Below are 25,692 nucleotides of genomic sequence, written 5' to 3'. Positions count from 1 at the left end.
GCTCCTTCCCATTTTACCACAAGACCCGAAACGGGTGAAACTGACTGTATTCAATGCAATACTAATCCTGGCCATTGGGATGATGGTCGTGCTGACGGGCGTTTTCATGAAAACACAGCGTCTGCCGTCCGGCAATTATATCATGCTGGGGGGCCTGGTCCTGGAATTCCTCGGGACCGTGTGGTTTGTCCTCAGCCTGTATCGCCGCCGCAAATCCCGTCGAGATTAAACCCGACTGGCCTGGTGTCGCAGGTAGAAGTCAGCCATGACCAACGCAGCCATCGCTTCCACAATGGGTACTGCGCGAGGTACAACACAGGGGTCATGTCTTCCCTTTCCCTGCACGGTTACGGTTTCACCGGCCTCATTAAGACTTTCCTGATTCTGCATAATGGTAGCCACAGGCTTAAAGGCGACGCGAAAATAAATATCTTCTCCGTTGGAAATACCGCCCTGTACTCCACCCGAATGATTGGTTCTGGTATGTACTTTCCCGTTTTCATCGGTGAAGAAAGCATCGTTATGTTCCGAGCCCCGCATCTCGACACCCGCAAAGCCGCTGCCGTACTCAAATCCTTTTACGGCATTTATACTCAGCATAGCTTTGCCCAATTCGGCGTGCAGTTTATCAAATACCGGCTCCCCTAATCCAACGGGTGAACCTGTGATAATACAGGAAACTACGCCGCCTATGGAATCTCCTTCCTTGCGTACCTGATCGATGTAGTCGAATACGCCCTGCGCGGTTTCGGGTTCAGGCCAGCGCACGGCATTTGCCTCGGCGTTTTCCAATTGTAGTTGCTGGTAGTCTTTCTCCAGCTTCATTTTGCCCACTTGCGAAACGTAAGCCTGCACCTGAACACCAACCTTTTTTAAGATCATCTTGGCCACGGCTCCGGCGGCAACGCGGGCAGCCGTTTCTCGGGCCGAGCTGCGCCCCCCACCCCGGTAGTCGCGGGTGCCATACTTGGCCTGGTAGGTATAGTCGGCATGAGAAGGACGATATTGGGTAGCGATGTGAGAGTAATCCTTGCTGCGCTGGTCCTGGTTGCGGATGATGAGAGCAATGGGTGTTCCAGTAGTTTTCCCTTCGAATATGCCCGACATTACCTCAAACTCGTCGGCTTCCTTCCGTTGCGTCGTGATTCGCGACTGGCCAGGTTTACGCCGGTCGAGCTCGCTCTGAATAAATGCCTCGTCGAAGTCGATTCCCGCTGGACAGCCCTCCAGCACTACACCGATCCCAACGCCATGTGACTCGCCGAAGGTCGCTATTTTCAAAATTTTACCGTAGGTACTACTCATTTTTACTTTATTTTCTGAATATCCAAACCATTGCTCCCAATAAAATGAGTACAACAGCATTGGTGAGATTGCGGATAATTTCCTGATAATCTATATAGCGGACGTTGGTGTCCAATTCGTCAATATTTCCGTAAACCGGATCGGCCCCCTCTCCCGACAAAGCGGAAGCCCGGAGATTCTCGCCCGTTACCTCGACAGTTCGCGATGACCGGAGCGTATCGTACTTCGCCCTGACCGGATCAAAATATATCCATTGAAAAAATCTTCCCAGCGTGAAATTACCTTTCTGACGCGCCACAATGTTGTAGCCGAATGTTTTCTCGCCGCTCACTTTCTCATAGCTGCGTTGTACGGTTTGACTCACGTCGGGCGGATAGAAATCGAAGGCCATACTTTTGGCCATTTCGGGAGGGGTAATGGTAGCAATATTGCCGTCCCCTTTAATCGTGAACTCATATCGCAGACTTTCGCCTGAATACACTTTGTCTCTCGTCAGCTTCTCGCCTAGTTGATAATTCCCCACCGCGATTTGGTCTTTCCTGGGATGCGAGGGCAGAGGTTTCACGAGTACCCGCACCGGACGTGAGTAAAAAGATTCTACCTCCTTTTTCTTCTGGCCATCAGGAAGGGTTTTCAGCAAAAGCATATCAAGCTTCACGGCTGGAAAAGACACTGATTGCAAGGTAATCGGGAAAAATACCGACTGGTACATTTGGTACTCAGTGAATTTCTTATTCCCGACAGTCACCTCCCGCTGGACAATCTCCTCGATACCCACATTTTCTTCCCAACAGGTGGCGGGTCGCAATTTTTTCAGGATATTTTGTAATTGAACATCCAGCTGGTAAAATTCCATCTCTACCGGGGCACTCTTCGCCACGTAGAGCGCCAGCCTTACCGAAAAGCCTTCCCGTACATACACAATGGGCTTCGAAACTTTCACAGACAAAAATATACTTCCGGCGGCCAAGTCCTCGGCCGAAGAAATTATTTCCTCGGCTTCGCCGGAATTTTCAGTAGATATCGCCCCGCCTTCGACTTTGTTAAAAGTGAGGGTCGTGCCTTCCGACTTCACTTTGGTTCCATCTACCGTAACCTCGAAAGGAAGAAGTACATTTTTGCCTTCCTGTTTGGCAAAATACTGCTGGCTGATCGTTTGAATCAGAACGGTTTTGCCGTTCACCACATTAGTGGTACTGGTAGCCGACGCGCTTCTTTTTTCCAGTCCCGGCAATTCGGGAAATTGCACCGAGGGCCTGCTAGTGCTGTTCCGCACCACCACTGACACAACGAAAGGCTGGTTTATAGCCAAGTCTTTTTCACCCATTTCCACACTCACGCTCTTCTCGGCTGGCTGTTGTGCCATGATGGGGCAAAAGCCTAAAATTAGCATCAGAAGTACATACGCTTTCATCCTTCGGTTGCGTTCTATATCGGGATGATATCCGACTTTGCCGGCTAATCTGTCCTCCTTTTTCTCAATATCCTAAACCCCAAAACTAAGTAATACTATGGCCTCTATGTTAGAGTATATCAAAATTATTCTGCAAAAAGTCAGCTTTGACCGCAGATTGTTCGAGAAAGAACTCCGCAAAGCGATTCGAATGCTGATGCCTGGTGAGGTAAAAAGACTAAAATTATGGTGTTATGAGAAATTTGCGGCGGTTCATCAGCCCGTTCTCGACACTTGCTTCGTCACTCCAAACACGATACTCTGATTTTTTTGACTTTTCAAAACGGCGAAGGCCCCGGAAATTTCCGGGGCCTTCGCCGTTTTGAGCCATTTGCGTCAGCTTACTTGCTGTTGCCTTTCTTCGGGGTGACCGCTGTTGCGGGTTCTGTCATGCCTAATGCCTGCTTAGCCGTAATATTATCAGGATCCACTGTTAACAGTTTTTGCCAGTAAGTCTTAGCCTTGGCTTCATCCTGACCCACAGTTTGATAGTATAGGGCAAGATAACTATAAGGTTGCTTGAAGTATGTCTTGCTCAGGCTTCCATCCTTCTCACCCAACTCAACAAATTTCTCATAGTAAGGAAGCGAGATGCCTTGATCCAAGTTAGCCTGTGCGCCATAAGCATTATACAACACATTAGCTCTTTGTAAGTAGCTGTATGGCCAGTCAGGCAGCTTCTTCGAAGTGAAAGCGAAGAGAGAGTCAGCTTTGAGATAAAACTCTTTTTTCTTTGCTGCTAGCGCAGCGCCATCCAGACCTACCATTGCTTCCGGCATTTTTGCCAATTCAAGAGAGTCAAACTTACCGGTAGAATCTGGCAAAGCGATGTTGCTGGCCGCATACGAATAAGCCGATCCAGCCTGGTAATAATCGTTCCCATTGGCCTTGGCCGTATCCATAGCTATACCTTTATCGAATGCTGCACCTGCTTTCAGGTACTCTTTATTTTTGAGATAAAGGTTAGCAATCTCTTTATAGGTAGTTGCTGACTCAGCCACGTTGGTATCCAGATCAGCACCTTTCATCAGCGCCTCTATCCCCTGTTCTGTATACTCGCCTTCGGTAGCCATCTTGTTATATGCCCGACCTAGGTACCTGTAATCATCCGGGACAAGCGTTCTGAAATTGCCATCCTCGTCTTTTGTAGTAGGAGCTACCTGAATGAATTCTTCAAGATTTTTGATCGCATCCTCCATGTTGTTAGTCTTGTAGTAAGACCAGCCATACATTCTTTTCAGAATCGGGTTATCAATTTTGCCCTTAATGCTATCCAGCAGCTCGAGAGAGCGGGAATAGTCATCGGCTACGAAGGCAAACTGCGCAGCACGAAGTACCGTTTCGGGATCCTTGTCACCACTCTTCTGAATGTACAGATCAAAATTTTCGGCTGCGCGCTTGTACTGGCGTGCCAGGTAGTATAGCTCAGCTAAATCCTTATAAGCCGGAGCGTAGTCGGGATCTTTCTCGATAGCCTTCTTATAAAAATCCAGAGCCAGGTTGTAGTTTTTACCGCGCAGATAAATCTGACCGATACGGTTGTTAGCTACGGCGTAGTTTGGCCGCGCCGTAAGCGCGTATTCGTAGGCAGTGACTGCCTGTCCACCTTCGTTTTTCTTGGACAGAATATCACCTTTAACAATGTAGGCATCCGCCAAAGTATTGTCCTTTAAGGTAGCTTCGTCAATCAGACGGATAGCCTCGGCGGGATCGCTGGTTTTGTCGAAAAGGGACCATGCTTCTCCAGCCCGGAAAAGTACATTAGCATCCTTACCACGCGTCTTTTTGACAGCATAGTCGATCATCTCCTTTCCTTTCTCGCGGTTGCCCCGGCCCAATTCCACCATAGCCATACCCACTTGGTTGATATAACTCTTGTCATCCAGGGCCAAGCCTTTTTCGAAAGCTTTTTGAGCCTCGTCCAGCTGGTTGTTGCGGACATGATAGTAGCCTAAATTAAAGTAACTTTCTTCCGAAGGACTGGATTCCGCCAGTTTCTTGAAAGTTTGCCCCGCTTCTTCCGTTTGGTTAGTATTGAGCTGATCGAAGCCTTCCTGAGCCGTCTGTGCAAAACTAATTGCCGTTGCAGACAGACCTAGCATCAGGGTCGCGATAAATTTTCTGAGCTTAGTGTTCATTTCTTAATCAGGTTGAATAAGAGAGTAAAAATTGGGTTGTATTAAAAAACAGGTTCCAAAGATAGCAAATTGCAGGCCAACTCTAAAAATTTTGTTTGGTTTGCATCTCCACATCTCTCGGATAGGGTATCGTCGGGACAAGTCCCATCTTCTCAATCACAAGTCCGCCTACATCACGGGCAATATAAGTCATCAGGCCCCCTCCCAGTCCTGAATAACCTTCTCTGCTAATAATATAAATGAATCGTGCCAAAGGATAATTCCCCTTGCGAAGATCGCGCTGAAAAGGTTGTCCGTAATCCTGGATCGAAGTCGGGTTCTCTTTATCCGAAACGCCCATCACCCGCATATTTTTTGATAATTCGGAGGTAAGAGTCGCATCCCCGTCGCTAATCCAGCTCACACCAATAAAACCGATTGAGGAGCGATTGTCGCGTACATGCTTAATAACGTTTTCATTGGATTCAGCGGTATAGATCGGCAGCTTTGTGACATCCTGAACCCCGAAGCGTTTAAGCATGTAATCAAGATTGCTGGAATTGGCATGATCGAAAACCAGCGTTATGGGTCCTGTCTGGCTGCTCCCCTTCAACTGCGACCAATCTTTGATCCGGCCCGAGAAGATGCCTTCCAACTCCTTTATTGTAATCAGGCTGTCCTGATTGGCTTTACCTGTTATAAGGGCGATACCATCGATAGCGATTTTTTGCTCGGTCAGTTTGCCATCCTGCTGTTTGATTACCTCACGTTCATTCTCGTTCAATTCCCGGCTGGTAAATGCCAGACGGGAACTGTCGCGAAGCAGGGAAATCACCGCTTCCTGTTCGGGCAGATAGGATACATTGAAGTGTGCGTCCGGGTAGATTCCTTCGTATGCGTGCGTCAGCGATTTGACCAATGGACGGAAAGACTCATCAACGCTAACATTGATCGTACCCTGACGAGGGTTGTCCAGGTTACCGGACGTGCAGCCATACCAGACCAATCCGCTGGCAACCACTAGCGATACCCAAAACAATTTTTTTATTTTCACAGCCTTATTTGTTAATCGCGTCTGAATTCCCAAGCGCGGTAGCCCCGGTAGATGCCATAGGCGATCAGGGCCACAGCAAATATGTAGCGGTAGACGCTACCCGCTGGCAGGAAGCTAAAAGACAAGGAGGAGGCGATCAGATAGATGCCTCCTCCTATGTAAACCAGTGCCATGAACATCGAAGTATAAAAAGGTATCTCCTGATGCAATGGTCTTCTCTTCATATTCCGTATTACTCGAGTTGGAAACTGATGGGCAGGTTATACTTAACCCGTACCGGACGTCCTGACTGCTTGCCGGGCTTCCATTTTGGCATAGTTTTCACTACACGCATGGCTTCCTCGTCACAGCCAAATCCGAGTCCTTTCAACACTGCTACGTCTTGAATACTACCGTCGGTATTCACCACAAAAGTGAGAAATACTTTCCCCGAAACGTTGGCACGTGAGGCCGCAGCAGGGTACTTGATGTTCTTACCCAAGAACTTATACATCTCCTGAATACCACCTGGGAATTCGGGTTGCTGCTCAACTACGGTAAAGATTTGCTCTTCAACCTTAGCTTCTACCACTGTTCCTTTACTTGGGGCAGCGACCTGCTCAGGAGCAATGATAATCTCCTGGGCATTGATATCCCCTTCCTGCGTTTTGTCAGCAGCAACGGCTACTTCCAGTTTCTCCACTGTGGGTGGAGGAGTTTCTATGGGTACTTCCTCGTCCTTCTTCACTTCCGGTGGTAGGAACTTCACAGTTTCCACTTTGGGTTGCTCGACGGGCGGCGGCGGCGGGGGTGGCGGCTCAGCGGGATCGATTGGCGGCGGTGGAAGATTCATCAGATCCACGTTCACCATTACTTCTTCCGCTTCATCCTCAGTGAGGAACTTATCAGCCAGCATCGGAGAAAGCATCGCCAAAATAAAGATGGCGGCTCCGATCAGCGTGGAGCGGTTGATCACCCCACGGTATTCCTGGCGTAAAGGATACGCACCGTACGCCTTGTTGCGATTTTCGAACACTATGTCGTCAAGCGTCGCATTCGGGCTCATTTCTGCCATGGCGTTTGTTTTAAATTAATTGATTGAAAATTAAACTACTATTGGTCTCCTGGCTGCGGCTTGATCCGGTCGCCCAGAAGCTCCTTTTCAGAATCCGAGAGAAAATCCACCATCGCATACCGCTTGGTTTTAGTGATAGCCATTTCGTCCAGAATATCCACCACATTTTTATAAGTGGATACTTCTGTCGGTTTGATTACTACCACGAAAGGCAAGTTGCCTTCTTCGTCTTTCTCGAATTGAGAGTTGACGCGCTTTTGAGATTTGAAAATCCCATCGCGCAGTTCAGTACCGAAGCGCACTTTCTTAAGTTCTTCCGGTGCCTTGTCGTCATTGGATGCTATTCCATCCAGCAAGTACACATCATCATTACGGCCCAGAAAAACAGTCAGTACCTTGGAAGCTTTCAAAGGTTCGGTTTCCTGTTCTTCTTTATCTTCCTGCTTGTCAGGAACGTTCAGGGTCATAGAGGTAGGCTTGCTAAGAGTCGTGGCCAGCATGAAGAAGGTAATGAGCAGAAAGCCCAAATCCACCATGGGGGTCATGTCCACCCGGGTAGAGAGCTTTTTGGCCCTTACTTTACCATCACCTTTGCCTTTACCACCGCCCGATTCTACTATTTCTGCCATCGCTTTTGTTGTTTAGGGGTAAATCCAAGTTATTACTCGCTGTCCGATCGCCAGCCCGCAGGTGGTTCCTCGGCATCGGTGATCAGGTTGAACTTGTTGATATTCTGCGATTGCAGATTAGCAAGCACGTTCTTAAACGTCGGAAACTTTGCCGAATTGTCTCCTTTAATCGCGATGCGAAGCTGAGAGTTCGCTTTCCGGGCGGCATACACCCAGTCTGCCAACTCGCTCACACCAGTTGAGTCCGTTGGGATACCCGGCTGCTTCACAGTTCCCATTTCAGGGGCGGGCAGATCGAGCCATCCTTTCAGTTGGGCAAGCGGAAAACCGAAACTCGCCTGATTGGAAAACTTTTTCTTCTGCTCGTCCGTAAAAGTCAAGCCTTTGGTTTCAGCGATGTTGTCCAACATCCTGATGCGGTCAGGCTGTGCATCCACACCGAAGAACACCTCACCCTCATTACCGATGCTTATCATCAGTATGTTGTCATCGGGCACTTTGATAGCGGAAATGGATGACGGCGTGTCGATCTCAGCAGCCTCCTGCGACTTAAATGTGGCGGTCATGATGAAGAACGTCAATAGCAGAAACGCTACGTCCGTCATCGCCGTCATGTCTATCGTAGGCGGATGCTTCTTTGGTCTTACTTTTGCCATGGCAATGTATAAGTTTTTTTTATATTAACGAAACAATACTATCGATTATTTTGCAATAATCTAAAATTATCAAGCGGCTAAACTAAAAACCGCTTGATAATCAAATCAATAGTGAGCGGCAAAGTTTTGCTGAATGCTCATGCTGATTTCGTCAATGCTGTACGTCAGGTCATCCACTTTGCTGTTCAGATAAGCATAGGAGATCGTCGCGATTGCGGCGGTACCGATGCCCAAACCAGTGTTGATCAAAGCCTCGGAGATACCCGTTGCCAGAGCAGCTGAGTCAGGAGAACCGGAAGCACCCAGGGCGGCGAACGCCTTGATCATTCCGATTACAGTTCCGAGCAGAGCAATAAGTGTAGAGGCAGATGCCAGCGTAGCGATAATAGTCAGGTTCTTTTGCAGCATGGGCATTTCCAGTGTGGTAGCTTCCTCGATTTCTTTCGAGAGTGCAGCCATTTTCTGCTCTTTATCCAGTACCGTATCGGTTGTCAACAATTTGTACTTTTCCAAACCTGTACGAATCACGTTACCTACTGAACCTTTCTGCTTGTCACACTCTTTGATGGCCTCGTCAATCTGATTGCGGTCCAGCAAGCTCCGGATTTTGCGAACAAAAGCGTCCACATTAGAAGTTCCGCTAGCTTTACCCAGCGTAATAAGACGTTCAATAGTGTAAACCAGTACAATCAGAAAGCAGGTCATCAGAATCGGCACAATGGGTCCTCCTTTATAAACGATACCGTAGTAGTCGCCGGGTTTAGGTCCTTTTTCGTGATCGCCATCAATGAAGTGTTCGGGGGCACCCAGCACAAACATGTAGATGGCGAGTGCGATGATGAACAACAGGGGAATGACCCACGCTGGGTTCAACACTCCGCCTTTTCCTTTTGCTTTGGGGGCTGCGGCAGCTTTTGGTGCCGGGGTCGTAGCTTTCTTTTCCATTAGACTTGTTTTTTAAAGAGTTAATTGAGGTTTTGGTTACTGATTAGATAAAAAATTTTGAATAAAGGGCCTTTAATAAAATAATCTTCTGATTTTAGGATGAGACAATGGACAAGGCAAAAGTATGGGTTTTCCTTTTAATATTCCGCAAGAGCACATTCAGTTTTTTTTAAACTTTTTTAAAAAACTTCAACACCTGATATGATTTTTCTAATAGAGGGCCAAGGTAATAATTACAGATTTTCTTGACTGGTTGCTGAAAAAGCCACTTTTTTGTCTTTTTAACAAAAGTGAGAATTGCACTATTTACAACTTATTCATTTAGTTTGAATCACCTTTTTGCCAATTGGAGCGGAAAAATAGAGCCTTACGCAAACAAAAACAAATTTTATTTGGAAGGATGTTTGATGGGACAATTTCAAATCGTTCAGAAACTAATAAAGCGGTCTACCTTCTTCTTTATACTGCCCGCAGGCGGTCGTTATTGTCCTTCAAATCTAACTTGTTCCAAAAAATTATTTCAAAATACTGTCTCACAGATTATTAGATAGCAGAATGGCAGCTGTCTGTTTTTGAGTATTGACTGCTAAGCAAATGAAGGGATGCTACAGTTCGTGAATGATCTGATAGTCAATTGATAAAATAATACGACGGTCTAAAATTCCAGCCAAACAGAGAATTGGGTATCAGCCGTTTTCTGCCGTTAATGGAGGCTGGAAAATTTCCGAAAAAGGGTAGTCCGGCATTCTACCCTTGCTCCCATCCTTGCGCTGTAATGGGGACTTTACTGCCTGACTTCAAAGATAGCGTGATGCTTTGCGGCTGGTCGGTAACGTACCCGATGACACTGATTTTGGGATTGTTCTTTATTTTATCGTAATCCGCCTGACGAACAGTAAACAGGAGTTCGTAGTCTTCGCCGCCGTTTAAGGCCGCTGTGACAGGACTGAGATTGAGTTCCGTAGCAGCCAGATACGTCTGCTCGTCAATGGGCAGGTTTTCCTCGAAGACCATCGCTCCTACATTAGATGCCTTGCTTAACTGAAGCAGGTCGGAGGCCAGACCGTCCGAGAGGTCAATCATGGCGGTGGGAATTACGCCTGCTTCTGCCAGTTCATAGATTACATCCATACGTGCTTCGGGCTTCAACTGGCGTTGTACGACATAGTCGTGACCGTCCAATTGCGGCTGCATGTTTGGGTTAGCCAGAAAAACCTGCTTTTCGCGTTCCAGAATCTGTAAGCCAAGGTAGGCAGCTCCCAGGTCGCCTGTGACACACAGCAAGTCGTTGGGCTGAGCAGAGGCGCGATATACTACTTTGCCTTTGTCCACTTTGCCAAATACGCTCACAGAAATCAGCAGTCCGGAGCGCGACGACGACAGGTCCCCACCTACCAAATCCACCCGAAAATCAGCGCAAGCAGCTGCAATTCCTGCATAAAGCTCTTCAATAGCCTCTACTGAAAAACGATTGCTTACCGCCAGGCTCACCGTCACCTGCCCGGGAATACCGTTCATGGCGGCGATATCGGAGATATTGACCGCGATAGCCTTATAGCCCAAATGTTTGAGAGGAAAAAAGCTCAGATCAAAATGGACGCCTTCCAGCAGCAGGTCGGCAGTCAGCAGACCATATTCATTTTCCAGGTCAATCACGGCGGCATCATCACCTATTCCTTTTACAGTTTGAGGCGATGCAGCCGCGAAAGGCTGACTCAAACGGTCTATCAGACCAAATTCTCCCAGAGAGGCAATTTCGGTGCGGGTTTCGGACATTTTTGGATGAGTAAATATTAAATGGTTGATCAACCGTCAGGGACAATTAATAAGGCCAAGCACGGTAGACAAAGTTAATCAAAACACGAAGAAGCCGATTCCTCCTAGAATCGGCTTCTTCTACAAAGCGCCACAATTATCATTAAGGGTGCCTGAAACCAGTTTTTTACAGAATCTCAATCGGATTAAGGATTCGACAGCGTGTACTGGTTAATTGTACCTCCCGTTTTGACGCTGGATGTGGTACGGGTCAGAATCATGCTGCCGTCGCTGAACTCGGAGATGTCGAACTCAATGGTACCGTTGGTACCCGTAGGCTGCGGGTTCAGGTTTTTCAGAATCAATTTATTCTCACCATTCAACTCCCATTGGCCCGTAAAGGTATTACCGTCAAACTCAGTGTAGGTGACCGTATTGTCATTGTTCAACGCAAGTTTGTAATTCGCATAGCCGGGCTTTGCATTGCTGGCCCCGCCTTTGGTATATACTACCGTGCTACCTTCTTTGATCGTATTGGCCGACCAGACTTTTGCGATACGCTCAGAAAGCGGCGGTGGATCTTTTTTACAGCTAATGGCTACCAATCCGATAGCCATGCACAGGCTCCACACAATAGGTTGAATTTTTTTCATGATATTAAAAATGACCAGAGTTTTTTCAAAAGAACGAAATTTCCATTTGAGTTTATATCTATTAGAGATAATTAAGATTATCCAAAAACCCGGCCACAATTTCTACATTTACCGCATTATATCAAAAAAAAGGCGGCAAAGCCTATGAAAGAGTACACTCGCGCTCAACTAGCCTTACGTAACGGTCAGGATCGCGACGAGATCTGGTGCGCCTATCAAGGCAAAATTTACGATGTGTCGGCCTCGCGGCTATGGCGCGATGGCAAGCATTACGAGCATTGGGCGGGCCAGGACCTCACGGATGAACTACCCGACGCGCCGCACACCGACCAGGTTTTCAGTAAATTCACTATCATCGGAACCATTAAATGATACTCATCGCCGACAGCGGCTCCACCAAAACCGATTGGCTGCTTCTTGATAATGAAGGCCAGCAAGCGGCGCGCTTCGCCTCCGTCGGCTTTAACCCTTTTTACCAAAATCAGGCAGTAATAGCAGAGGGCTTACGTACTGAAGTCGTCCCTAACGTAAATGGTCCGGTGGGAGAAGTTCATTTCTATGGAGCTGGCTGCGCTGATGAAGTTTCCAGCCGGCCGGTCCTGGAAGCGCTTACCGATGCTTTTCCCGCTGCCACCATTACGGTCAACAGCGACTTACTCGCTGCCGCGCGGGGGATGTGCGGACGCGAAGCTGGCATCGCTTGCATTCTCGGTACCGGTTCCAATAATTGCCTGTATGACGGCAATAAAATCGTCAATAACATTGGTTCCCTTGGTTTTTGGTTAGGCGATGAAGGCAGCGGCGGGTACTTAGGCAAGCAGTTGGTAACACGTTATCTGCATAGCGAATTGCCCGTTCAGCTTCAAGCGGATTTCCAAACTACCTATCCCGATGTCACGCGGCTGTCGGTACTGGACCGGGCCTATAAGCAGCCTTTTCCCAATCGCTACTTTGCCACCTTCGCGCCTTTTTTGAGCCAACACCTGAGCCATCCTTTCATTAAAGCGCTCGTCCAGGATGCTTTCCGGGTGTTTTTAGATATATATGTAGTCAGGCATCCCGGTTCTGGTTCGCTGCCCGTGCATTTTACGGGTTCGGTGGCGCATCACTTCCAATCGGTTCTTCAAGATGTCCTGGCTGAGAAAGCCTTACAGTTAGGGTCGATTCAGAAAAGCCCGATGCCGGGTTTGACAAAATATCATAGGGCGGGTAATGGATTAGAAGAATTCCGATAAATGATATCTCCCAGTCGAAGAACTATTGTTTATTTAGGTCTTTTAGCGAACACAACCCAAAATCGGTATTCTTTGGGCGTTTTGCGTTATGGTGAGGTTCAGATTTTCATCCAATTTTGCAAAGTAGTTTTCTGACCTCGAGAGGGGCATGAAGATGCTGCTTGTAGGTAAACGCTGATTCAGAATATTGCCACCTCGATTCGTATCAATGGTAAAAATTCTTTTACAGACTGATTTCTACGAAAATATAACTGACAAGAAAATAAATTAAGATAAATCAACTCATGAGTAAACAAACCCTATTCGACAAAGTATGGGACGCTCACGTCGTCCGCCACATCGATGAAGGCCCCGATGTTCTGTTCATCGACCGCCATTTTATCCACGAAGTGACCAGCCCCGTGGCCTTCAACGGCCTCGAAAGCCGGGGCGCAGAGGTACTTTTTCCGCAGCGCACCTTCGCTACCGCCGACCACAATACCCCTACTATCAACCAACACCTACCCGTTGAGGATCCGCTGTCGGCCAATCAATTGCAGGCACTAGCTAATAATACGACCCGGCATGGCATTTCATTTTGGGGATTAGGCCACGCCAAAAACGGAATCGTTCATATTATCGGCCCGGAGAATGGAATCACACAGCCGGGCATGACGATCGTCTGCGGCGATTCCCACACTTCGACCCATGGCGCGTTCGGAGCTATTGCATTCGGGATCGGTACTTCAGAAGTGGAGATGGTACTGGCGACACAATGCATTATGCAGCCCAAGCCCAAGAAAATGCGGATTACTATTAACGGCAAGTTGGGTAAAGGGGTACTTTCCAAAGACGCCGTGCTGTATATCATTTCGCAGATTTCGGCCAGCGGCGCCACGGGCTATTTCGTAGAGTACGCCGGAGAAGTTTTTGAGGACATGAGTATGGAGGCCCGCATGACGGTCTGCAATATGAGTATCGAAATGGGCGCCCGGGGCGGCATGATTGCTCCTGATGAGAAAACTTTCGCTTACCTCAAAGGCCGCGATCAGTCGCCCAAGGACGAAGCCTGGGACAAGGCCGTGGCGTACTGGAAAACACTCAAAACCGACGCCGACGCCAAATTCGACCTGGAATATACCTTCGATGCTGACGACATCGAGCCCCAAATAACTTACGGTACCAACCCCGGCATGGGTGCAGGTATTTCGCGCCCCATTCCGACGGCCGAGCAAGCCAAAGGCGGTGCAACTACCTACGCCAAATCACTGGATTATATGGGCTTTGCGGAAGAAGATAGTATGCTGGGCAAGCCCATCGACTTTGTGTTCCTGGGAAGTTGCACCAATGGCCGTATCGAAGATTTCCGGGCGTTTGCTTCTATTGTAAAAGGACGTAGAAAGGCTGATAACGTTACAGCCTGGCTGGTACCCGGCTCGCACGTGGTAGAATCCCAAATAAAAGAAGAGGGCCTTCTGGATGTGCTGACGGAGGCAGGCTTCGAACTCCGGCAGCCCGGCTGCTCGGCCTGCCTGGCGATGAACGACGATAAAGTACCAGCTGGTAAGTATGCCGTAAGTACCTCTAACAGAAACTTCGAAGGAAGACAAGGACCAGGCGCGAGGACATTGTTGGCTAGTCCGTTCGTAGCAGCGGCAGCGGCGGTAACGGGAGTAGTGACTGACCCGAGACAATTCCTTTAAAAGCTGTAAGCATTAAGCTATATGCTTTTTGGGTCATGGGAAAACGCGACCTTTTGGATCTTAAACTGATTTAAATAATTGACGTGAGAGATTTCAGAAAGTATGAGGTTTGGAAGTTGTCTCACGAGTTGGTGTTGGAAATTTACGCCCTTAGCAAAGCTTTTCCAAGTTCCGAAACGTATGGAATAACCAGCCAGTTGAGAAGGGCTTCGGTATCCATTCCAACTAACATTAGCGAGGGATGTGGGAGAAAAACTGACAATGAATTTATCAGGTATATTCACATTTCGTTGGGATCGGCCCACGAAGTCGAATACCTTTTGCAGTTATCATTTGACTTGCAGTTTATCGACATTGCTTCCTACGAAGCATTGAACAAAAAAATCAATGTAGTGAAAAGGATGCTTTTCCAACTAGAAAAGAAAATTAACGAAACAAAAATTAATTGACAAGTAGGTATAAAGAGTAGGATAAAGAAAAATGGCCTACGGCTTATGGCCTACAGCATAAAGCAATAAATTATGGCTTACGATAAATTCACAACCCTTACCTCTTCTGCTGTTCCGATGCCCATCGAGAACGTGGACACCGACCAGATTATCCCCGCCCGCTTCCTGAAAGCAACTGAGCGTACAGGATTTGGTGACAACCTGTTCCGGGATTGGCGCTATAATAAAGACGAAAGCCCCAAACCGGACTTTGTCCTGAATAATCCCATATACCAAGGCAAAATTCTCGTTGGCGGCAAAAACTTCGGCAGCGGTTCCAGTCGCGAACATGCTGCCTGGGCTTTGTACGACTACGGCTTCCGTTGCGTAGTATCGAGCTTCTTCGCCGATATTTTTAAGAACAATGCCATCAATGTCGGCCTTCTGCCAGTGACTGTGTCGGCGGAATTTTTGGATAAAATCTTTAAAGCCATCGAGCAAGATCCCGATGCGCAATTGGAAGTAAGTCTGCCCAATCAAACGATCACCATTCTGGCGACGGGCGAGCAGGAATCATTCGTTATCAGTGACTACAAAAAGCACAACCTCCTGAATGGCTACGACGACATCGACTACCTTCGCGCCATGAAAGAAGAGATTGGTGCGTTCGCGGAGCAGAGTATGTATTAAATAGGCTATCGGCTATCCGCTTTCGGCCACCGGCTTTTTCATACTGCCGAATGGAGCCGACTGCCGGTAGCCGACTGCCGACCGCCCAATGAGATCAATCGAAATAATGGACACGACCCTGCGCGACGGGGAGCAGACCAGTGGAGTATCGTTTTCGGCCTCCGAGAAGCTGACCATCGCGCAGTTGTTGTTACAGGAAGTAAAAGTGAACCGCCTGGAGGTGGCGTCCGCCCGCGTATCGGATGGGGAGTTCCAGGCCGTGAAGAAAATCACGGACTGGGCCGCGCAGCACGGTTTACTGGATAAAATTGAAGTACTGACCTTCGTAGACGGCGAAGCCTCTATCCAATGGATGCAGAAAGCCGGGGCGAAAGTGATGAACCTGCTGACTAAAGGTTCGCTCAATCATCTTACGCACCAGCTAAAAAAAACACCCGAACAACATTTTGCGGATATCCGGCAAGTTATCGAGCGAGCCAAGGAAGAAGGCATTTCGGTCAACGTTTATCTGGAAGACTGGAGCAACGGGATGCGCAGCTCACCAGACTACGTGTTCGAGGCGCTGGATTTCCTAACGGCTCAGCCTATCCAGCGCATTATGCTGCCCGACACGCTGGGGGTACTTACACCCGCTGAGTCCTACAAATTTGTAAAATCAACTGTTGACCGTTATCCGAATCAGCACTTCGATTTCCACGCCCACAACGATTACGATCTCGGTGTTTCCAACGCGCTGGAAGGCGTAAAAGCCGGAGCACATGGGCTACACCTGACCGTCAACGGTATGGGTGAGCGGGCGGGCAATGCTCCTTTGGCAAGTACCATTGCCGTGCTGAACGACTTTCTGCCCGAAGTGAAGACATCGGTCAGGGAAGAGTCTCTCTATTCGGTTAGCAAGATTGTCGAAACCTTTTCGGGTATTCGCATTCCTTCCAACAAGCCACTGGTAGGGGAAAATGTTTTTACTCAAACTGCGGGCATTCACGCCGACGGAGATAAGAAAAACAATCTTTACTTCAGTAAGCTGATGCCGGAGCGATTCGGGCGGCAGCGATTATATGCGCTGGGCAAAACTTCCGGCAAGGCCAATATCGAGAACAACCTTCGCGACTTGGGCATCACGCTGAGCGACGACGAATTGAAGAAAGTCACGCAGCGAATAATCGAGCTGGGCGACCGGAAGGAGGTAGTTACGCCGGAGGATTTGCCCTACATCATTTCGGATGTACTGGACAGCGAGGCGATCGAGGAAAAAGTGACGGTGTTGAATTACGTGCTGACGCATTCCAAAAACCTGAAACCATCGGCTACCTTGCAGGTACGGATTGGTGAAAAAGTTTTTGAAGAAAGTGCCCAGGGCGACGGTCAGTACGATGCTTTCATGAACGCTTTAAAGAAAATTTACGCCCAACTCCACACTGAACTACCCATGCTGACCGACTACACCGTGCGCATTCCACCGGGTGGCAAAACGGACGCACTTTGTGAAACAATCATTACGTGGAGCATCGGAGACCGAGACGTGAAAACGCGTGGTTTGGACTCCGATCAGACAGTATCTGCTATTCAGGCAACTCAAAAAATGCTTAATCTCCTTTGAGGTTCAAAGTAACTGAGTGACAGAGGTTCAGAGTGCACTTAATCTAGTAAAATGGCAGAAGTTAAAACATTTCGCGATTTACAAATTTGGCAGAAATCTATGGCTTTGGTAACAGCTATCTACCAGACAACGCTTAACTTCCCGAACTCAGAGCAATTTTCTTTGACCTCTCAAATTCGCCGGTCCGCTGTGTCCGTCCCAAGCAATATTGCCGAAGGGTTTGGTCGCCAAAGCCTTGGGGACTACCTTCGATTCTTGCAAATCGCATTCGGTTCACTCTTCGAACTACAAACTCAGATTGAAATAGCGGCAAATTTGAATTATTTACAAAAAGCTGAATTCGATAGTTTGTATAGCCAAAGCAGGGAAATAGAGAGAATGATGTCAAGCTTAATCCAAAAATTAAAACTTAAAAAATAAATCTAACACTTATTAGGGGCTTCCTGTGACAAACTTTGTCACTTTGTCGCTATGAACCTTTGTTCCTATTTAAAAATGAAAAAACATATCCTAGTAGTACCCGGTGACGGAATTGGGCAGGAAGTGACTGCCGTCGGTAAGAAAGTATTGGAAAAAATCGCTGAGAAATTCGGCCACGAATTCACTTACGACGAGGCATTGATTGGCCACGCGGCCATTGAGGCGGCTGGTAACCCGTTGCCCGATGAAACGCTGGAAAAAATGCGGGCGTCAGATGCCGTGCTATTCGGCGCGGTGGGACACCCTAAGTACGACAACGACCCGAGCGCCAAGGTGCGACCCGAACAGGGACTACTGAAAATGCGCAAAGAGTTGGGCTTGTACGCCAACCTCCGGCCCATCAAATTGTTCGACGAACTACTTTCGGCTTCTTCTATTAAGCCCGAAATTCTCCGCGGCTCCGATATTCTGTTCTTCCGTGAGCTGACGGGCGACATTTATTTTGGAGAAAAAGGCCGGGAAAACGACGGAGACACAGCTTACGATATCGCGCGATACAGCACCTACGAAGTTGAGCGCATTGCCCGCAAAGCCTTTGACGCCGCCATGACGCGCGGCAAAAAACTCATGTCGGTGGATAAAGCCAACGTACTTGAAACCAGCCGCCTTTGGCGGGAAGTGGTGCAACGTGTGGCGAAAGAATACCCCGAGGTGACGGTAGAGCACCAATTTGTGGACTCAGCGGCGATGTTGCTCATCAAGGACCCGCGCCGCTTCGACGTAGTCGTGACGGCCAACCTCTTCGGCGACATCCTGACCGACGAAGCCAGCCAAATCGCGGGCTCAATGGGAATGCTCGCCTCCGCTTCCATCGGTGACGGCACGGGCGTTTACGAACCCATCCACGGTTCAGCGCACGACATCACGGGCATGGGCCTGGCCAATCCGATGGCCTCGGTACTTTCGGCGGCTTTGCTCCTGGATATTTCTTTTGGTTTGAAAGAAGAATCCGACGCGATCATCAACGCCGTGGATCTGGTTTTGAAATCGGGCGTCCGAACCCGCGACATCGCCGATGCCGACACTCCTAAAGACAAAATACTAGGCACGGATGCAACGGGCGAAGCTTTATTGAGCTATCTGTGAGCATTCCTGGCTATCTTGCCGAATGTTCCGATTCCTCAATCAACCTTATCCTCGCGACAAACAGAACCTCCGTCGCTGGCTGCTTACTTCTGCCGGGGCGGGTCTGTTTGTCGCTCTTTTTCTGATTGTTTTCCAGCCCTTCGGCTCTGCCGAATGGAATGATCCCCGCAAACCTTTTGTGTTGGCGGGCTACGGCCTGGTTACGTTCGCTTGCCTGGGTTTGGTGGGGTCCGTTTTTCCTTATTTTTTCAACGATTTCTTCGATGAGAAAAACTGGACAGTAGGCCGCGAAATCTTCTGGAATGTCGTCATCATCATTTTTATTGCTTTCGGCAATCTTACTTATAGTACCTGGATGCTGGGAGAAGGATTTGGCAATGTGTTCGTCTGGTTAGGAATTACAGCAGCAGTCGGTGTCATTCCCTCAACGGTTATCACGCTGCTGAACTACACCAGGCTGCTCCGCAGATACGCCACCAGCGACCTGCATATCAGGGAGGATGTGGCGCTAGCTACACCCTCTTCCTTTTCTCAAAAAATTACCTTCACTGCCGAAAACGAAAAAGACGCCCTCACGCTGGCAATGGACGACCTTCTTTTCATCGAGTCGGCAGACAACTATTCCGAGCTTGTTTTTTTACAAAATGAAAGGGTCGAAAAGACGCTGCTACGAGGTAGTTTGAGCCGCTTCGAGGAGCAAGCCCATCATCCCGACGTAGTGCGCTGCCACCGTTCTTTCATCGTCAACCTTCAACAAGTCGAAAGTATTTCAGGCAATGCGCAGGGCTACAAGCTGCAACTCAAAAACTACCCCACCCCCGTCCCCGTAGCGCGACGATATGGGGACTTGGTAGCGGAGTATTTCAAAGGATAGCCTTGTCAAACGTCCCAAAAAAATGCCAATTGACCCAAATTTGGGTCATTCTTCCCATATTCCGGTCAGGCGTCCCTCTTTTTTGTAGGGTGGTTTTTTAGCATTTAGGTTTGCAGCAGTCAACCACAAAAATCCGTTGCTGCTATGAAATTTTGCCTCCGTTTTCCTGCTTTTCCTTCCGCCATCCTTCTAGTCTTTTTCTTACAGACTCTTTCGCAGCAAGCTGTCGCCCAAACCGCTGAGAAAGATACAACAGCCGAAAGACTGAGAGTGAGGACCTCCTTCGCAAAATCTTATTTCGGCGCAGATGTCGTGACCCTTGCGGGAGGCCGTACACAGTACTTTAGTCAGGACGTATTGGCTACCGCGAACTTCGGCAACCAAAGCAGCGCTCGTATCGTCATAGGTGGTACGCATTTCTGGGGACACGCGGATTTTTATGTGGCTTTCCCCATTGCGAACCTCCGTTTTCCTGCCGCCGAAAGCTTACAAAAGGTTTCATACAATCAAGGGGTCGAAACAGGCTTCCGGGTGTTTCCGTGGGCACTGAACGCGGGGAAACTTCGTCCCTTCGCAGGAATGAGCTTCAAGAGTTTGAATTACGCGCAGGTGTCGAACGAGCCCAACAAAGATTATGCACAAGTTCCCTGGGTAGCAAAAATGATATTTCCCTACCAGGCAGGGTTTGCTTATTCCGGAAGGCAATTTCTGGTTCAGGCCGGGGTCAACTACCAGCGTAGAACTGACTATCACTACCCCGTCTCCCGTACCCAATACGGTGATTTGACACTCTCACCCTGGTCTTTTAACCTGGGCATGAGCTATCTCATCAATACGAACGGCGGACTGGGTTCGGCACGCGGGGCAAAACTCATCAAGAGCAGAACCCGGCAGTTGGCGGCTACCAACCACCTCGATTCATGGTACGTCGGGATTGGTCCTTCGGGTACTTTCGAGATCAGCAAGTCAGAATATGTTAAGGACAAATACCCCTACCTGGAGCAATCCAGTCCCGGTGCTTTCATTCCCGATATCGCGGCCGGGCGGTACTTTCACAAACCAGACCTGAACGTAGGGATATCCTACCGCCGATTGCGCTACGGGTCGAGCGGCTATAATACCTCGCTATCGTACAGCCGTCGTTCTTACACACTGGAAGCCTACAAGTTTCTGGGTGATTACCATGGGTTCGTCCCGTTCGTCGGTCCGACACTCGCTTACGAAGATTTGAAATTCACGGATAAAAACGACGGGGATACTGACACATTCGGGCAAAAGAAGATAGCCCTTGGCCTGATCTTCGGCTGGGACATCCGCATCAGCCGCAGCGAAACCTGGCTGCTGCGCACCAACCTGCGCTATACGCCCAACCTGCACCTTAAAGCAGAAGGAGAAAAGGTGATGTTTGACCAAATGGAGTTCAATTTCATCCAATTCGTCTGGTTTGCCGGACGCCGTAATGCCCTGAAAAACATCCATTAAAAACAATCGTTTGTCATCGCCAAGTACCCCCTACCAACTGTCAACTAAAAATGGAACCCTACAAAATTATTCTCCTTATTCACGTCGCCTTCGGCTTTTCGGCTCTCGCGACGGGCATTGTTCCCATGGTAGCCAAGAAAGGCGGCAAAGTCCACAAGTTTTGGGGCAATGTGTACTACTGGTCGATGTTCGGAGTGTTCGTGACCACGCTGATGCTCTTCGCCTTGAAACCCAAGGAATTGAAACTACAATTCTTCCTCGGCATCGCTGTATTAAGCTTTTATTTCACTTTCTCGGGCGACCGGGTTTTAAAGATGAAAAAATCGGCAACCCAAGCTACGGTGCTTGACCGCGTCGCGGCAGGGCTTGCTCTGGCGTGTGGGCTGGCAATGTTGGCCTACGCAGTGTACGGCATCATTGGGTTGCAGAATTACTTCATCGCCATTCTGTTTACCGTATTTGGGGTGTTAATTTCGGTCAACGCCCGGCACGATTTGCAGTTATTCTCGGGAAAAATTGAATCAGGAAAAATGCACTGGTACTTCGGCCACATTGCCAAGATCATGGGCGCGTACATTGCCACAGTCACAGCCTTTTGCGTAAACATGACACGCTATCTACCCGAAGATTCGTCAGTGTATTTGCAACTAATTCCATGGCTGGCACCCGGTATTCTGCTGGGCGTCGGTACAGCTTACTACAGCAAGCGGCAAAAGGAAAAACGAAATATGCCCGTCAAGTTTGGTTTCCTAACGGGCATGGTACGGCGGGTGCTGGTGCGGTAAAATCAGGCATAGCTCATTTCCTGCGCCCCGAAAATTTCTACGCACGATTGCAGGAACTCCCGGACCTCCCGCCGCCGCCGCCGCGCAATGGAAAGTACCGTGCCGTTGGTCAGGGTGATCTCGTCCTGGTCGTAGCTGGCGATATGGTCTTTGTTAATCAGGCCGGAGCGATTGACGCGGACGAAATCCCTAGCTGCCAGTCGCTCCTGAATAATTTTCAGAGTAGTGGCTACGGTGAGCTTGCGACCATTGGTAAAGTGAACATGGGTGTAGTTGCTGTCGCCCTTGCAGAGGACGATTTCCTCCGGACGGGCATGTTCGTAACCGCCAATGTGAACAGGAATCTGGGGAACGGATAGTGATGGAGTATTCATGGCTAACGGATTTAGAATTAAGTTTCTTTTCTAATCTGTTAGTCGGCAATAGGGTACTTTGGGGAAACAGCGGCAGGTTGGTTTTTTGAAAGAACTACAAACAAATGCTGTCCAGGCGAGCATCCGTCGATGGATGATCGGCCAGAAAAAATTCGGACGAAACGCCCTGAACCTTTATTTCATAACTACCCCCGGCGGGTAGCAGAAACCCTAGCAGCCAGTCCAGCGCCGCCCGACGACTACCTCCCGGCAGAAAATGAACCGGCGGATCACTTGAAGATGTGGCATGCAACGTTATCTGATAATGCGGACAGTAGCTTTGCAATTCCCCACCCAGCAAGGTTTGTGCACCCAGGGTACTTTGCGATAATCGCCAGGGAGAAGGTACTCCGAATGATTGAGAATTGGCTGACTGAAGTTGGATGTCGTAACCCGTCAAGGTACCCAATAACTCTATGGTTAGGTCATGCAATCGCGCCAAACTACCCCGTCCCAGAAGTGGCAATTTTACACTAATCGGCAGTAGCCAGCTCTCCGGCACAAAGGCAGGAATCTGCCAGAATTCCCGCAGGGTTTTAAAAAAACCCACGCCGGGTCGTAAATGGAACGCCCTGCTCTCCCGCTGCTCGTTGCGGATTTTGGCCAGAAATATTTCCTGTTCCAGCGGCAAAAAGAAAAGCCTCGATTTCATTTCCTTTTCCCGCTCACGCTTCACATCAGCCACTTTTTTGGCGACTGTGGGCGTGGGCTGGGTGCGCAGATGCAGCAGCGACTCGGGCAGATGATCGTACACACCGCTGCGATTCAGCTCCATGATCCGGCCCCGGAAGCGGTTGAGTTCCCCATCCTGCACGGCTGCGATATCAGGGCTGAACCTTCGCTTGAATGGGCCTATGGGCCGCGCCAACAGCTGCTCGGCCGGCAATCCCGCTTCCAACCAGCCAGCGGCCAGTACTTCGGCTTTTATATCCGAATCCGGTTTCTGCCCATTCCCGACCATAGTGGTATCTGATTTTTCCTTCATGGCTGAACACGGATGGGCAGCGCCAGCGAGCTGCGGCGGTCGATTTTGGTTTGCAAAAGTTGGCAGTGTACCCGCCAATCGCTAGGGTCCAGGACTCCGCCTGCGGGGTAAGGTTTTACCAGCACGCAACGCTCGAAACCTGCTTTGACCGACGCCCCCGGCATAAAGGCGGTAGTGACCTCCACTTTCCGCAGCAAATCACCCAGTTCGGCGTAACAGTAGGCGCGGAGGTCTTCCAGAGTCAGGAGGCGATCATGGGTGAGCAGGTTTTTACGGAGTTCGTGGACGTGTTCTTCGCCTTCGAGCGCGGCCCGCCCGCCCGCACTGCGAGTCAGGAGTGTGAGCGGACTCGAAATGCCCCCCGCTGCACCGTAGGGACTTAGCCGGCTGCCGGTGGGCAGTCCATTGGCGGCTTCGGCCTGGGTACTCCAAAAAGCCACCGCCAGCACATTCGCTTGTCGCTCGGGTGACTCTACCACCAGGAAAGGGGGAGGGCTGGTGTCGGCGGAACGTTTTGTGCCTAGTTTTTGCTCCATGCGAGCCAGATTCTGGTTGAGTTCGCGCAGTAGCGAAGCCAAAAACTCCTCTCCTTGCGCAGAAAAGGCATTCTGTTCGTCGCGCAGCAATTCCGTCAGCTGATACAGCAACTCTTTGGCCTCGCGACGGTCAAAGCGGCCCACGCCCCGGCGGCGCAACTGGTACGATGGCGTGGCTCCCTGCTGGTCGCTGACGCTGTGCATGGCCCAAAACGACTCGTCGGTGTCGAGCATAATCGCGTTCAGGCCCGTGCGCAGGCGGTAGGTAAAGCGATGCAGTTGGCGGTTGACGACCGGAAAGCCGTTGAGCGCCACGGTGATATTTTCCAAACCCACCAAGGGAAATGAGCCAGGAAAATCTACCCTGATCCAAAGAAGAGGCTGCGTGAGTTTTTTTAGTTTTTGTTCACCAAAAATCTCTCCTACTTCCTCGGGATAAGGCGCGGTGGCTTTTCCTGACCAATGGTTATTTTCATCGATATGAATAAACTGCTTTTCCCAAAGCGCGTCGAGGTCGGCCAGATGCGCATCGGATGAATTTTGTGGTACTTCCGGACCCATACCTATATGCACCGACAGCGGCGTTTTCGACAGTATCGACCAGGTAGTTTGTCCCAAGTGCCCGGCAAAGCGCGTTTGCTGCTCGGGCGTGGGCCAGTCAAAATAAAAGCGGAAGCCGCGCCACGATTCCACCGAAGCTGCCACGTCCAGCCCCAGCCAAAGGCAGCGGGCTCCCGAAGGCCGGGGCAACTCCGTTATCGGCCGGCGACTGTTATCCGCCTCATTCAGTTCAAAGATTGCCGAAGGCGTGACCACGCAGTGCAATGCCGCATTAACAACCGACACTGCCGCCGGGGGCGAAAAGTAAAATTCGCGCGACGCGGCATTCTTTCCGCCCCGTGCTTTAAGCAAAAACTGATTTTCCGGCACCAGCCGGCCCAGCGCCTCGGCAGGCTGCCCCTGCGCAATGGCCCAGGCAGGGCGCGGGCGAGTGGCGGCATCAGGCACCAGTAGGGCGGCCAACTGTTCTAGCATCCGCGTTTCGGAATCCTGCATGGCGTGGCCCACCTTCTCCAATTCCACCGCAGTGGCTTCCATCAACAGCCGCACCAGTGGGTCAAAGTTCTGCAATTCACCTTCGTCGTAGCCCCATAGCATGGCGGCCCGGCGAAGAAGGCGATCACGGATGGCTTCTTTGGTGAAGTTTGTCATAGTTAATTTGGAATTAGTGAATTAGTGAATGTCGGAATAGGGCGAAAGCTGTATTCTGACATTCACTAATTCCAAATTGAAACTTACTCCGCCGACATGGGCGAGATGAACACTCTTTCAAAAAACCGAAATGGTTCTTTGGTGCGGGTGATGGTCCCATCCACACTAACGCCGATACGCTTGCGGATGTAATGGTTGGCTTTGGTCATTACTTCGTATTCTTCCATCTCCACTTTCACTTTGAGGGCCGACAGGCGCGGCTCGTAGCGGGCGACGGTCTGCTCCACGCTTTCGCGAATGAGGTCTTTCCATTTCAGCGACGACATAATGGAAAAGTCATGATCCCAAAGGGCGCAGCCAAAGGTGGCGTCGTAGCGGGTTTCATCGAAGTGCGTGACCAGCAATAGATAGATATGCTGGTAGATGGACTTATGCAAAGTACAGCGCAAGTGGGCTCGTCCTTCGACAAGTTGATCCAGGTCCATCGGTAGAGTATAGTATTCTTCCTGCATGATATGCCGTACGCTAAAGTTAGGCTTGCAAAACTGGTTGGGAATCTTATTTTTGCCCACGCCCTTCCGAA

Annotated in this window: 28 protein-coding genes; 13 read left to right on the top strand and 15 right to left on the bottom strand. The window is 49.5% G+C overall.

Annotation, left to right across the window (positions count from 1 at the left end):
* Positions 1-34 precede the first annotated feature (34 nt).
* Positions 35-229 carry a hypothetical protein gene (locus IE117_RS00620; protein WP_189562388.1) on the top strand — a complete coding sequence of 65 codons (195 nt, stop codon included), beginning with the start codon at positions 35-37 and terminating at the stop codon, positions 227-229.
* On the opposite strand, the gene aroC is transcribed toward IE117_RS00620, so the two are convergent.
* A complete protein-coding gene (gene aroC / locus IE117_RS00615; protein WP_189562386.1) occupies positions 226-1,305 on the bottom strand; it encodes a chorismate synthase in 1,080 nt (359 codons plus the stop codon). The genes IE117_RS00620 and aroC overlap by 4 nt on opposite strands.
* Positions 1,306-1,312: 7 nt before the next feature.
* Positions 1,313-2,671, bottom strand: coding sequence for a BatD family protein (locus tag IE117_RS00610; RefSeq protein WP_189562377.1), 1,359 nt, complete (start codon positions 2,669-2,671; stop codon positions 1,313-1,315).
* A gap of 145 nt (positions 2,672-2,816) precedes the next feature.
* Between IE117_RS00610 and IE117_RS00605 the strand changes: the two genes are divergently transcribed.
* Positions 2,817-3,023, top strand: coding sequence for a hypothetical protein (locus IE117_RS00605; protein ID WP_189562375.1), 207 nt, complete (start codon positions 2,817-2,819; stop codon positions 3,021-3,023).
* A gap of 76 nt (positions 3,024-3,099) precedes the next feature.
* On the opposite strand, the gene IE117_RS00600 is transcribed toward IE117_RS00605, so the two are convergent.
* The 9 genes from IE117_RS00600 to IE117_RS00560 form a co-directional block, all read right to left on the bottom strand.
* Positions 3,100-4,896 (bottom strand): tetratricopeptide repeat protein, encoded by a 1,797-nt coding sequence (locus tag IE117_RS00600; protein ID WP_189562374.1) that lies wholly within the window; start codon positions 4,894-4,896, stop codon positions 3,100-3,102.
* Positions 4,897-4,978: 82 nt separating this feature from the next.
* Positions 4,979-5,929, bottom strand: coding sequence for a PstS family phosphate ABC transporter substrate-binding protein (locus IE117_RS00595; protein ID WP_229580085.1), 951 nt, complete (start codon positions 5,927-5,929; stop codon positions 4,979-4,981).
* A gap of 11 nt (positions 5,930-5,940) precedes the next feature.
* Positions 5,941-6,153 (bottom strand): hypothetical protein, encoded by a 213-nt coding sequence (locus IE117_RS00590; RefSeq protein WP_189562372.1) that lies wholly within the window; start codon positions 6,151-6,153, stop codon positions 5,941-5,943.
* An 8-nt stretch (positions 6,154-6,161) separates the two neighbouring features.
* On the bottom strand, positions 6,162-6,983 hold the full coding sequence (locus IE117_RS00585; protein WP_189562370.1) for an energy transducer TonB: 822 nt from the start codon (positions 6,981-6,983) through the stop codon (positions 6,162-6,164).
* Between the two features lie 38 nt (positions 6,984-7,021).
* Positions 7,022-7,612, bottom strand: coding sequence for an ExbD/TolR family protein (locus IE117_RS00580; RefSeq protein ID WP_189562368.1), 591 nt, complete (start codon positions 7,610-7,612; stop codon positions 7,022-7,024).
* A gap of 32 nt (positions 7,613-7,644) precedes the next feature.
* Positions 7,645-8,268: an ExbD/TolR family protein gene (locus IE117_RS00575; protein WP_189562366.1), complete on the bottom strand. Its 624-nt coding sequence runs from the start codon at positions 8,266-8,268 to the stop codon at positions 7,645-7,647.
* 105 nt (positions 8,269-8,373) lie between these two features.
* Complete coding sequence (locus IE117_RS00570) at positions 8,374-9,213, bottom strand: MotA/TolQ/ExbB proton channel family protein (protein WP_189562364.1); 840 nt, start codon at positions 9,211-9,213, stop codon at positions 8,374-8,376.
* Between the two features lie 747 nt (positions 9,214-9,960).
* Positions 9,961-10,989, bottom strand: a complete 1,029-nt coding sequence (gene thiL, locus IE117_RS00565; RefSeq protein WP_189562362.1) for a thiamine-phosphate kinase — start codon at positions 10,987-10,989, stop codon at positions 9,961-9,963.
* A 185-nt stretch (positions 10,990-11,174) separates the two neighbouring features.
* The gene (locus IE117_RS00560; RefSeq protein ID WP_189562360.1) at positions 11,175-11,621 is read right to left on the bottom strand and encodes a hypothetical protein; all 447 of its coding nucleotides are present in this window, start codon (positions 11,619-11,621) and stop codon (positions 11,175-11,177) included.
* Between the two features lie 144 nt (positions 11,622-11,765).
* On the opposite strand from IE117_RS00560, the gene IE117_RS00555 reads away from it, so the two are divergent.
* The 11 genes from IE117_RS00555 to IE117_RS00505 all read left to right on the top strand — a co-directional run bounded on the left by IE117_RS00555 (position 11,766) and on the right by IE117_RS00505 (position 21,963).
* Positions 11,766-11,993, top strand: a complete 228-nt coding sequence (locus IE117_RS00555) for a cytochrome b5 domain-containing protein (protein ID WP_189562358.1) — start codon at positions 11,766-11,768, stop codon at positions 11,991-11,993.
* Positions 11,990-12,856 carry a BadF/BadG/BcrA/BcrD ATPase family protein gene (locus IE117_RS00550; RefSeq protein WP_189562356.1) on the top strand — a complete coding sequence of 289 codons (867 nt, stop codon included), beginning with the start codon at positions 11,990-11,992 and terminating at the stop codon, positions 12,854-12,856. The genes IE117_RS00555 and IE117_RS00550 overlap by 4 nt, the downstream gene beginning before the upstream one ends.
* 284 nt (positions 12,857-13,140) lie before the next feature.
* The gene (gene leuC / locus IE117_RS00545) at positions 13,141-14,538 is read left to right on the top strand and encodes a 3-isopropylmalate dehydratase large subunit (protein WP_189562354.1); all 1,398 of its coding nucleotides are present in this window, start codon (positions 13,141-13,143) and stop codon (positions 14,536-14,538) included.
* Between the two features lie 83 nt (positions 14,539-14,621).
* Positions 14,622-14,987: a four helix bundle protein gene (locus tag IE117_RS00540; protein WP_189562352.1), complete on the top strand. Its 366-nt coding sequence runs from the start codon at positions 14,622-14,624 to the stop codon at positions 14,985-14,987.
* A 72-nt stretch (positions 14,988-15,059) separates the two neighbouring features.
* A complete protein-coding gene (gene leuD, locus IE117_RS00535; RefSeq protein WP_189562350.1) occupies positions 15,060-15,656 on the top strand; it encodes a 3-isopropylmalate dehydratase small subunit in 597 nt (198 codons plus the stop codon).
* A gap of 106 nt (positions 15,657-15,762) precedes the next feature.
* Entirely contained in the window at positions 15,763-17,256 is a 1,494-nt protein-coding gene (locus tag IE117_RS00530; RefSeq protein WP_189562348.1) for a hydroxymethylglutaryl-CoA lyase-like TIM-barrel protein, read from the top strand.
* A gap of 51 nt (positions 17,257-17,307) precedes the next feature.
* Positions 17,308-17,676 carry a four helix bundle protein gene (locus tag IE117_RS00525; RefSeq protein WP_189562346.1) on the top strand — a complete coding sequence of 123 codons (369 nt, stop codon included), beginning with the start codon at positions 17,308-17,310 and terminating at the stop codon, positions 17,674-17,676.
* A gap of 75 nt (positions 17,677-17,751) precedes the next feature.
* Positions 17,752-18,822 carry a 3-isopropylmalate dehydrogenase gene (gene leuB, locus IE117_RS00520; protein ID WP_189562344.1) on the top strand — a complete coding sequence of 357 codons (1,071 nt, stop codon included), beginning with the start codon at positions 17,752-17,754 and terminating at the stop codon, positions 18,820-18,822.
* A 22-nt stretch (positions 18,823-18,844) separates the two neighbouring features.
* A complete protein-coding gene (locus IE117_RS00515) occupies positions 18,845-19,696 on the top strand; it encodes a LytR/AlgR family response regulator transcription factor (protein WP_189562343.1) in 852 nt (283 codons plus the stop codon).
* Between the two features lie 144 nt (positions 19,697-19,840).
* Positions 19,841-21,178: a hypothetical protein gene (locus tag IE117_RS00510; RefSeq protein WP_189562341.1), complete on the top strand. Its 1,338-nt coding sequence runs from the start codon at positions 19,841-19,843 to the stop codon at positions 21,176-21,178.
* A 50-nt stretch (positions 21,179-21,228) separates the two neighbouring features.
* A complete protein-coding gene (locus tag IE117_RS00505) occupies positions 21,229-21,963 on the top strand; it encodes a DUF2306 domain-containing protein (protein ID WP_189562339.1) in 735 nt (244 codons plus the stop codon).
* A 2-nt stretch (positions 21,964-21,965) separates the two neighbouring features.
* Here IE117_RS00505 and IE117_RS00500 read toward each other — a convergent pair whose 3' ends face one another.
* The 4 genes from IE117_RS00500 to IE117_RS00485 form a co-directional block, all read right to left on the bottom strand.
* Complete coding sequence (locus IE117_RS00500) at positions 21,966-22,337, bottom strand: LytR/AlgR family response regulator transcription factor (RefSeq protein ID WP_189562338.1); 372 nt, start codon at positions 22,335-22,337, stop codon at positions 21,966-21,968.
* 94 nt (positions 22,338-22,431) lie between these two features.
* Positions 22,432-23,361 carry a hypothetical protein gene (locus IE117_RS00495; protein ID WP_189562336.1) on the bottom strand — a complete coding sequence of 310 codons (930 nt, stop codon included), beginning with the start codon at positions 23,359-23,361 and terminating at the stop codon, positions 22,432-22,434.
* Positions 23,358-25,109 (bottom strand): type VI secretion system baseplate subunit TssF, encoded by a 1,752-nt coding sequence (locus tag IE117_RS00490; RefSeq protein ID WP_189562335.1) that lies wholly within the window; start codon positions 25,107-25,109, stop codon positions 23,358-23,360. Before IE117_RS00490 ends, IE117_RS00495 begins: the two co-directional genes overlap by 4 nt.
* An 83-nt stretch (positions 25,110-25,192) precedes the next feature.
* Positions 25,193-25,621, bottom strand: coding sequence for a GPW/gp25 family protein (locus IE117_RS00485; protein ID WP_189562326.1), 429 nt, complete (start codon positions 25,619-25,621; stop codon positions 25,193-25,195).
* Positions 25,622-25,692: the final 71 nt, after the last annotated feature.

Source organism: Persicitalea jodogahamensis (genome assembly GCF_014651615.1).
Lineage (GTDB): Bacteria > Bacteroidota > Bacteroidia > Cytophagales > Spirosomataceae > Persicitalea > Persicitalea jodogahamensis.
This window is presented reverse-complemented; position numbering and strand designations above follow the sequence as displayed.

Bases quoted from the DNA above. Each gene is read 5' to 3' on its own strand.
- aroC (WP_189562386.1), bottom strand. From the start codon at position 1,305: ATGAGTAGTACCTACGGTAAAATTTTGAAAATAGCGACCTTCGGCGAG.
- IE117_RS00610 (WP_189562377.1), bottom strand. From the start codon at position 2,671: ATGGCACAACAGCCAGCCGAGAAGAGCGTGAGTGTGGAAATGGGTGAA.
- IE117_RS00605 (WP_189562375.1), top strand. From the start codon at position 2,817: ATGGCCTCTATGTTAGAGTATATCAAAATTATTCTGCAAAAAGTCAGC.
- IE117_RS00600 (WP_189562374.1), bottom strand. From the start codon at position 4,896: ATGAACACTAAGCTCAGAAAATTTATCGCGACCCTGATGCTAGGTCTG.
- IE117_RS00590 (WP_189562372.1), bottom strand. From the start codon at position 6,153: ATGAAGAGAAGACCATTGCATCAGGAGATACCTTTTTATACTTCGATG.
- IE117_RS00585 (WP_189562370.1), bottom strand. From the start codon at position 6,983: ATGGCAGAAATGAGCCCGAATGCGACGCTTGACGACATAGTGTTCGAA.
- IE117_RS00580 (WP_189562368.1), bottom strand. From the start codon at position 7,612: ATGGCAGAAATAGTAGAATCGGGCGGTGGTAAAGGCAAAGGTGATGGT.
- IE117_RS00575 (WP_189562366.1), bottom strand. From the start codon at position 8,268: ATGGCAAAAGTAAGACCAAAGAAGCATCCGCCTACGATAGACATGACG.
- IE117_RS00570 (WP_189562364.1), bottom strand. From the start codon at position 9,213: ATGGAAAAGAAAGCTACGACCCCGGCACCAAAAGCTGCCGCAGCCCCC.
- thiL (WP_189562362.1), bottom strand. From the start codon at position 10,989: ATGTCCGAAACCCGCACCGAAATTGCCTCTCTGGGAGAATTTGGTCTG.
- IE117_RS00560 (WP_189562360.1), bottom strand. From the start codon at position 11,621: ATGAAAAAAATTCAACCTATTGTGTGGAGCCTGTGCATGGCTATCGGA.
- IE117_RS00555 (WP_189562358.1), top strand. From the start codon at position 11,766: ATGAAAGAGTACACTCGCGCTCAACTAGCCTTACGTAACGGTCAGGAT.
- IE117_RS00550 (WP_189562356.1), top strand. From the start codon at position 11,990: ATGATACTCATCGCCGACAGCGGCTCCACCAAAACCGATTGGCTGCTT.
- leuC (WP_189562354.1), top strand. From the start codon at position 13,141: ATGAGTAAACAAACCCTATTCGACAAAGTATGGGACGCTCACGTCGTC.
- leuD (WP_189562350.1), top strand. From the start codon at position 15,060: ATGGCTTACGATAAATTCACAACCCTTACCTCTTCTGCTGTTCCGATG.
- IE117_RS00530 (WP_189562348.1), top strand. From the start codon at position 15,763: ATGGACACGACCCTGCGCGACGGGGAGCAGACCAGTGGAGTATCGTTT.
- IE117_RS00525 (WP_189562346.1), top strand. From the start codon at position 17,308: ATGGCAGAAGTTAAAACATTTCGCGATTTACAAATTTGGCAGAAATCT.
- leuB (WP_189562344.1), top strand. From the start codon at position 17,752: ATGAAAAAACATATCCTAGTAGTACCCGGTGACGGAATTGGGCAGGAA.
- IE117_RS00515 (WP_189562343.1), top strand. From the start codon at position 18,845: ATGTTCCGATTCCTCAATCAACCTTATCCTCGCGACAAACAGAACCTC.
- IE117_RS00510 (WP_189562341.1), top strand. From the start codon at position 19,841: ATGAAATTTTGCCTCCGTTTTCCTGCTTTTCCTTCCGCCATCCTTCTA.
- IE117_RS00505 (WP_189562339.1), top strand. From the start codon at position 21,229: ATGGAACCCTACAAAATTATTCTCCTTATTCACGTCGCCTTCGGCTTT.
- IE117_RS00500 (WP_189562338.1), bottom strand. From the start codon at position 22,337: ATGAATACTCCATCACTATCCGTTCCCCAGATTCCTGTTCACATTGGC.
- IE117_RS00495 (WP_189562336.1), bottom strand. From the start codon at position 23,361: ATGAAGGAAAAATCAGATACCACTATGGTCGGGAATGGGCAGAAACCG.
- IE117_RS00490 (WP_189562335.1), bottom strand. From the start codon at position 25,109: ATGACAAACTTCACCAAAGAAGCCATCCGTGATCGCCTTCTTCGCCGG.
- IE117_RS00485 (WP_189562326.1), bottom strand. From the start codon at position 25,621: ATGCAGGAAGAATACTATACTCTACCGATGGACCTGGATCAACTTGTC.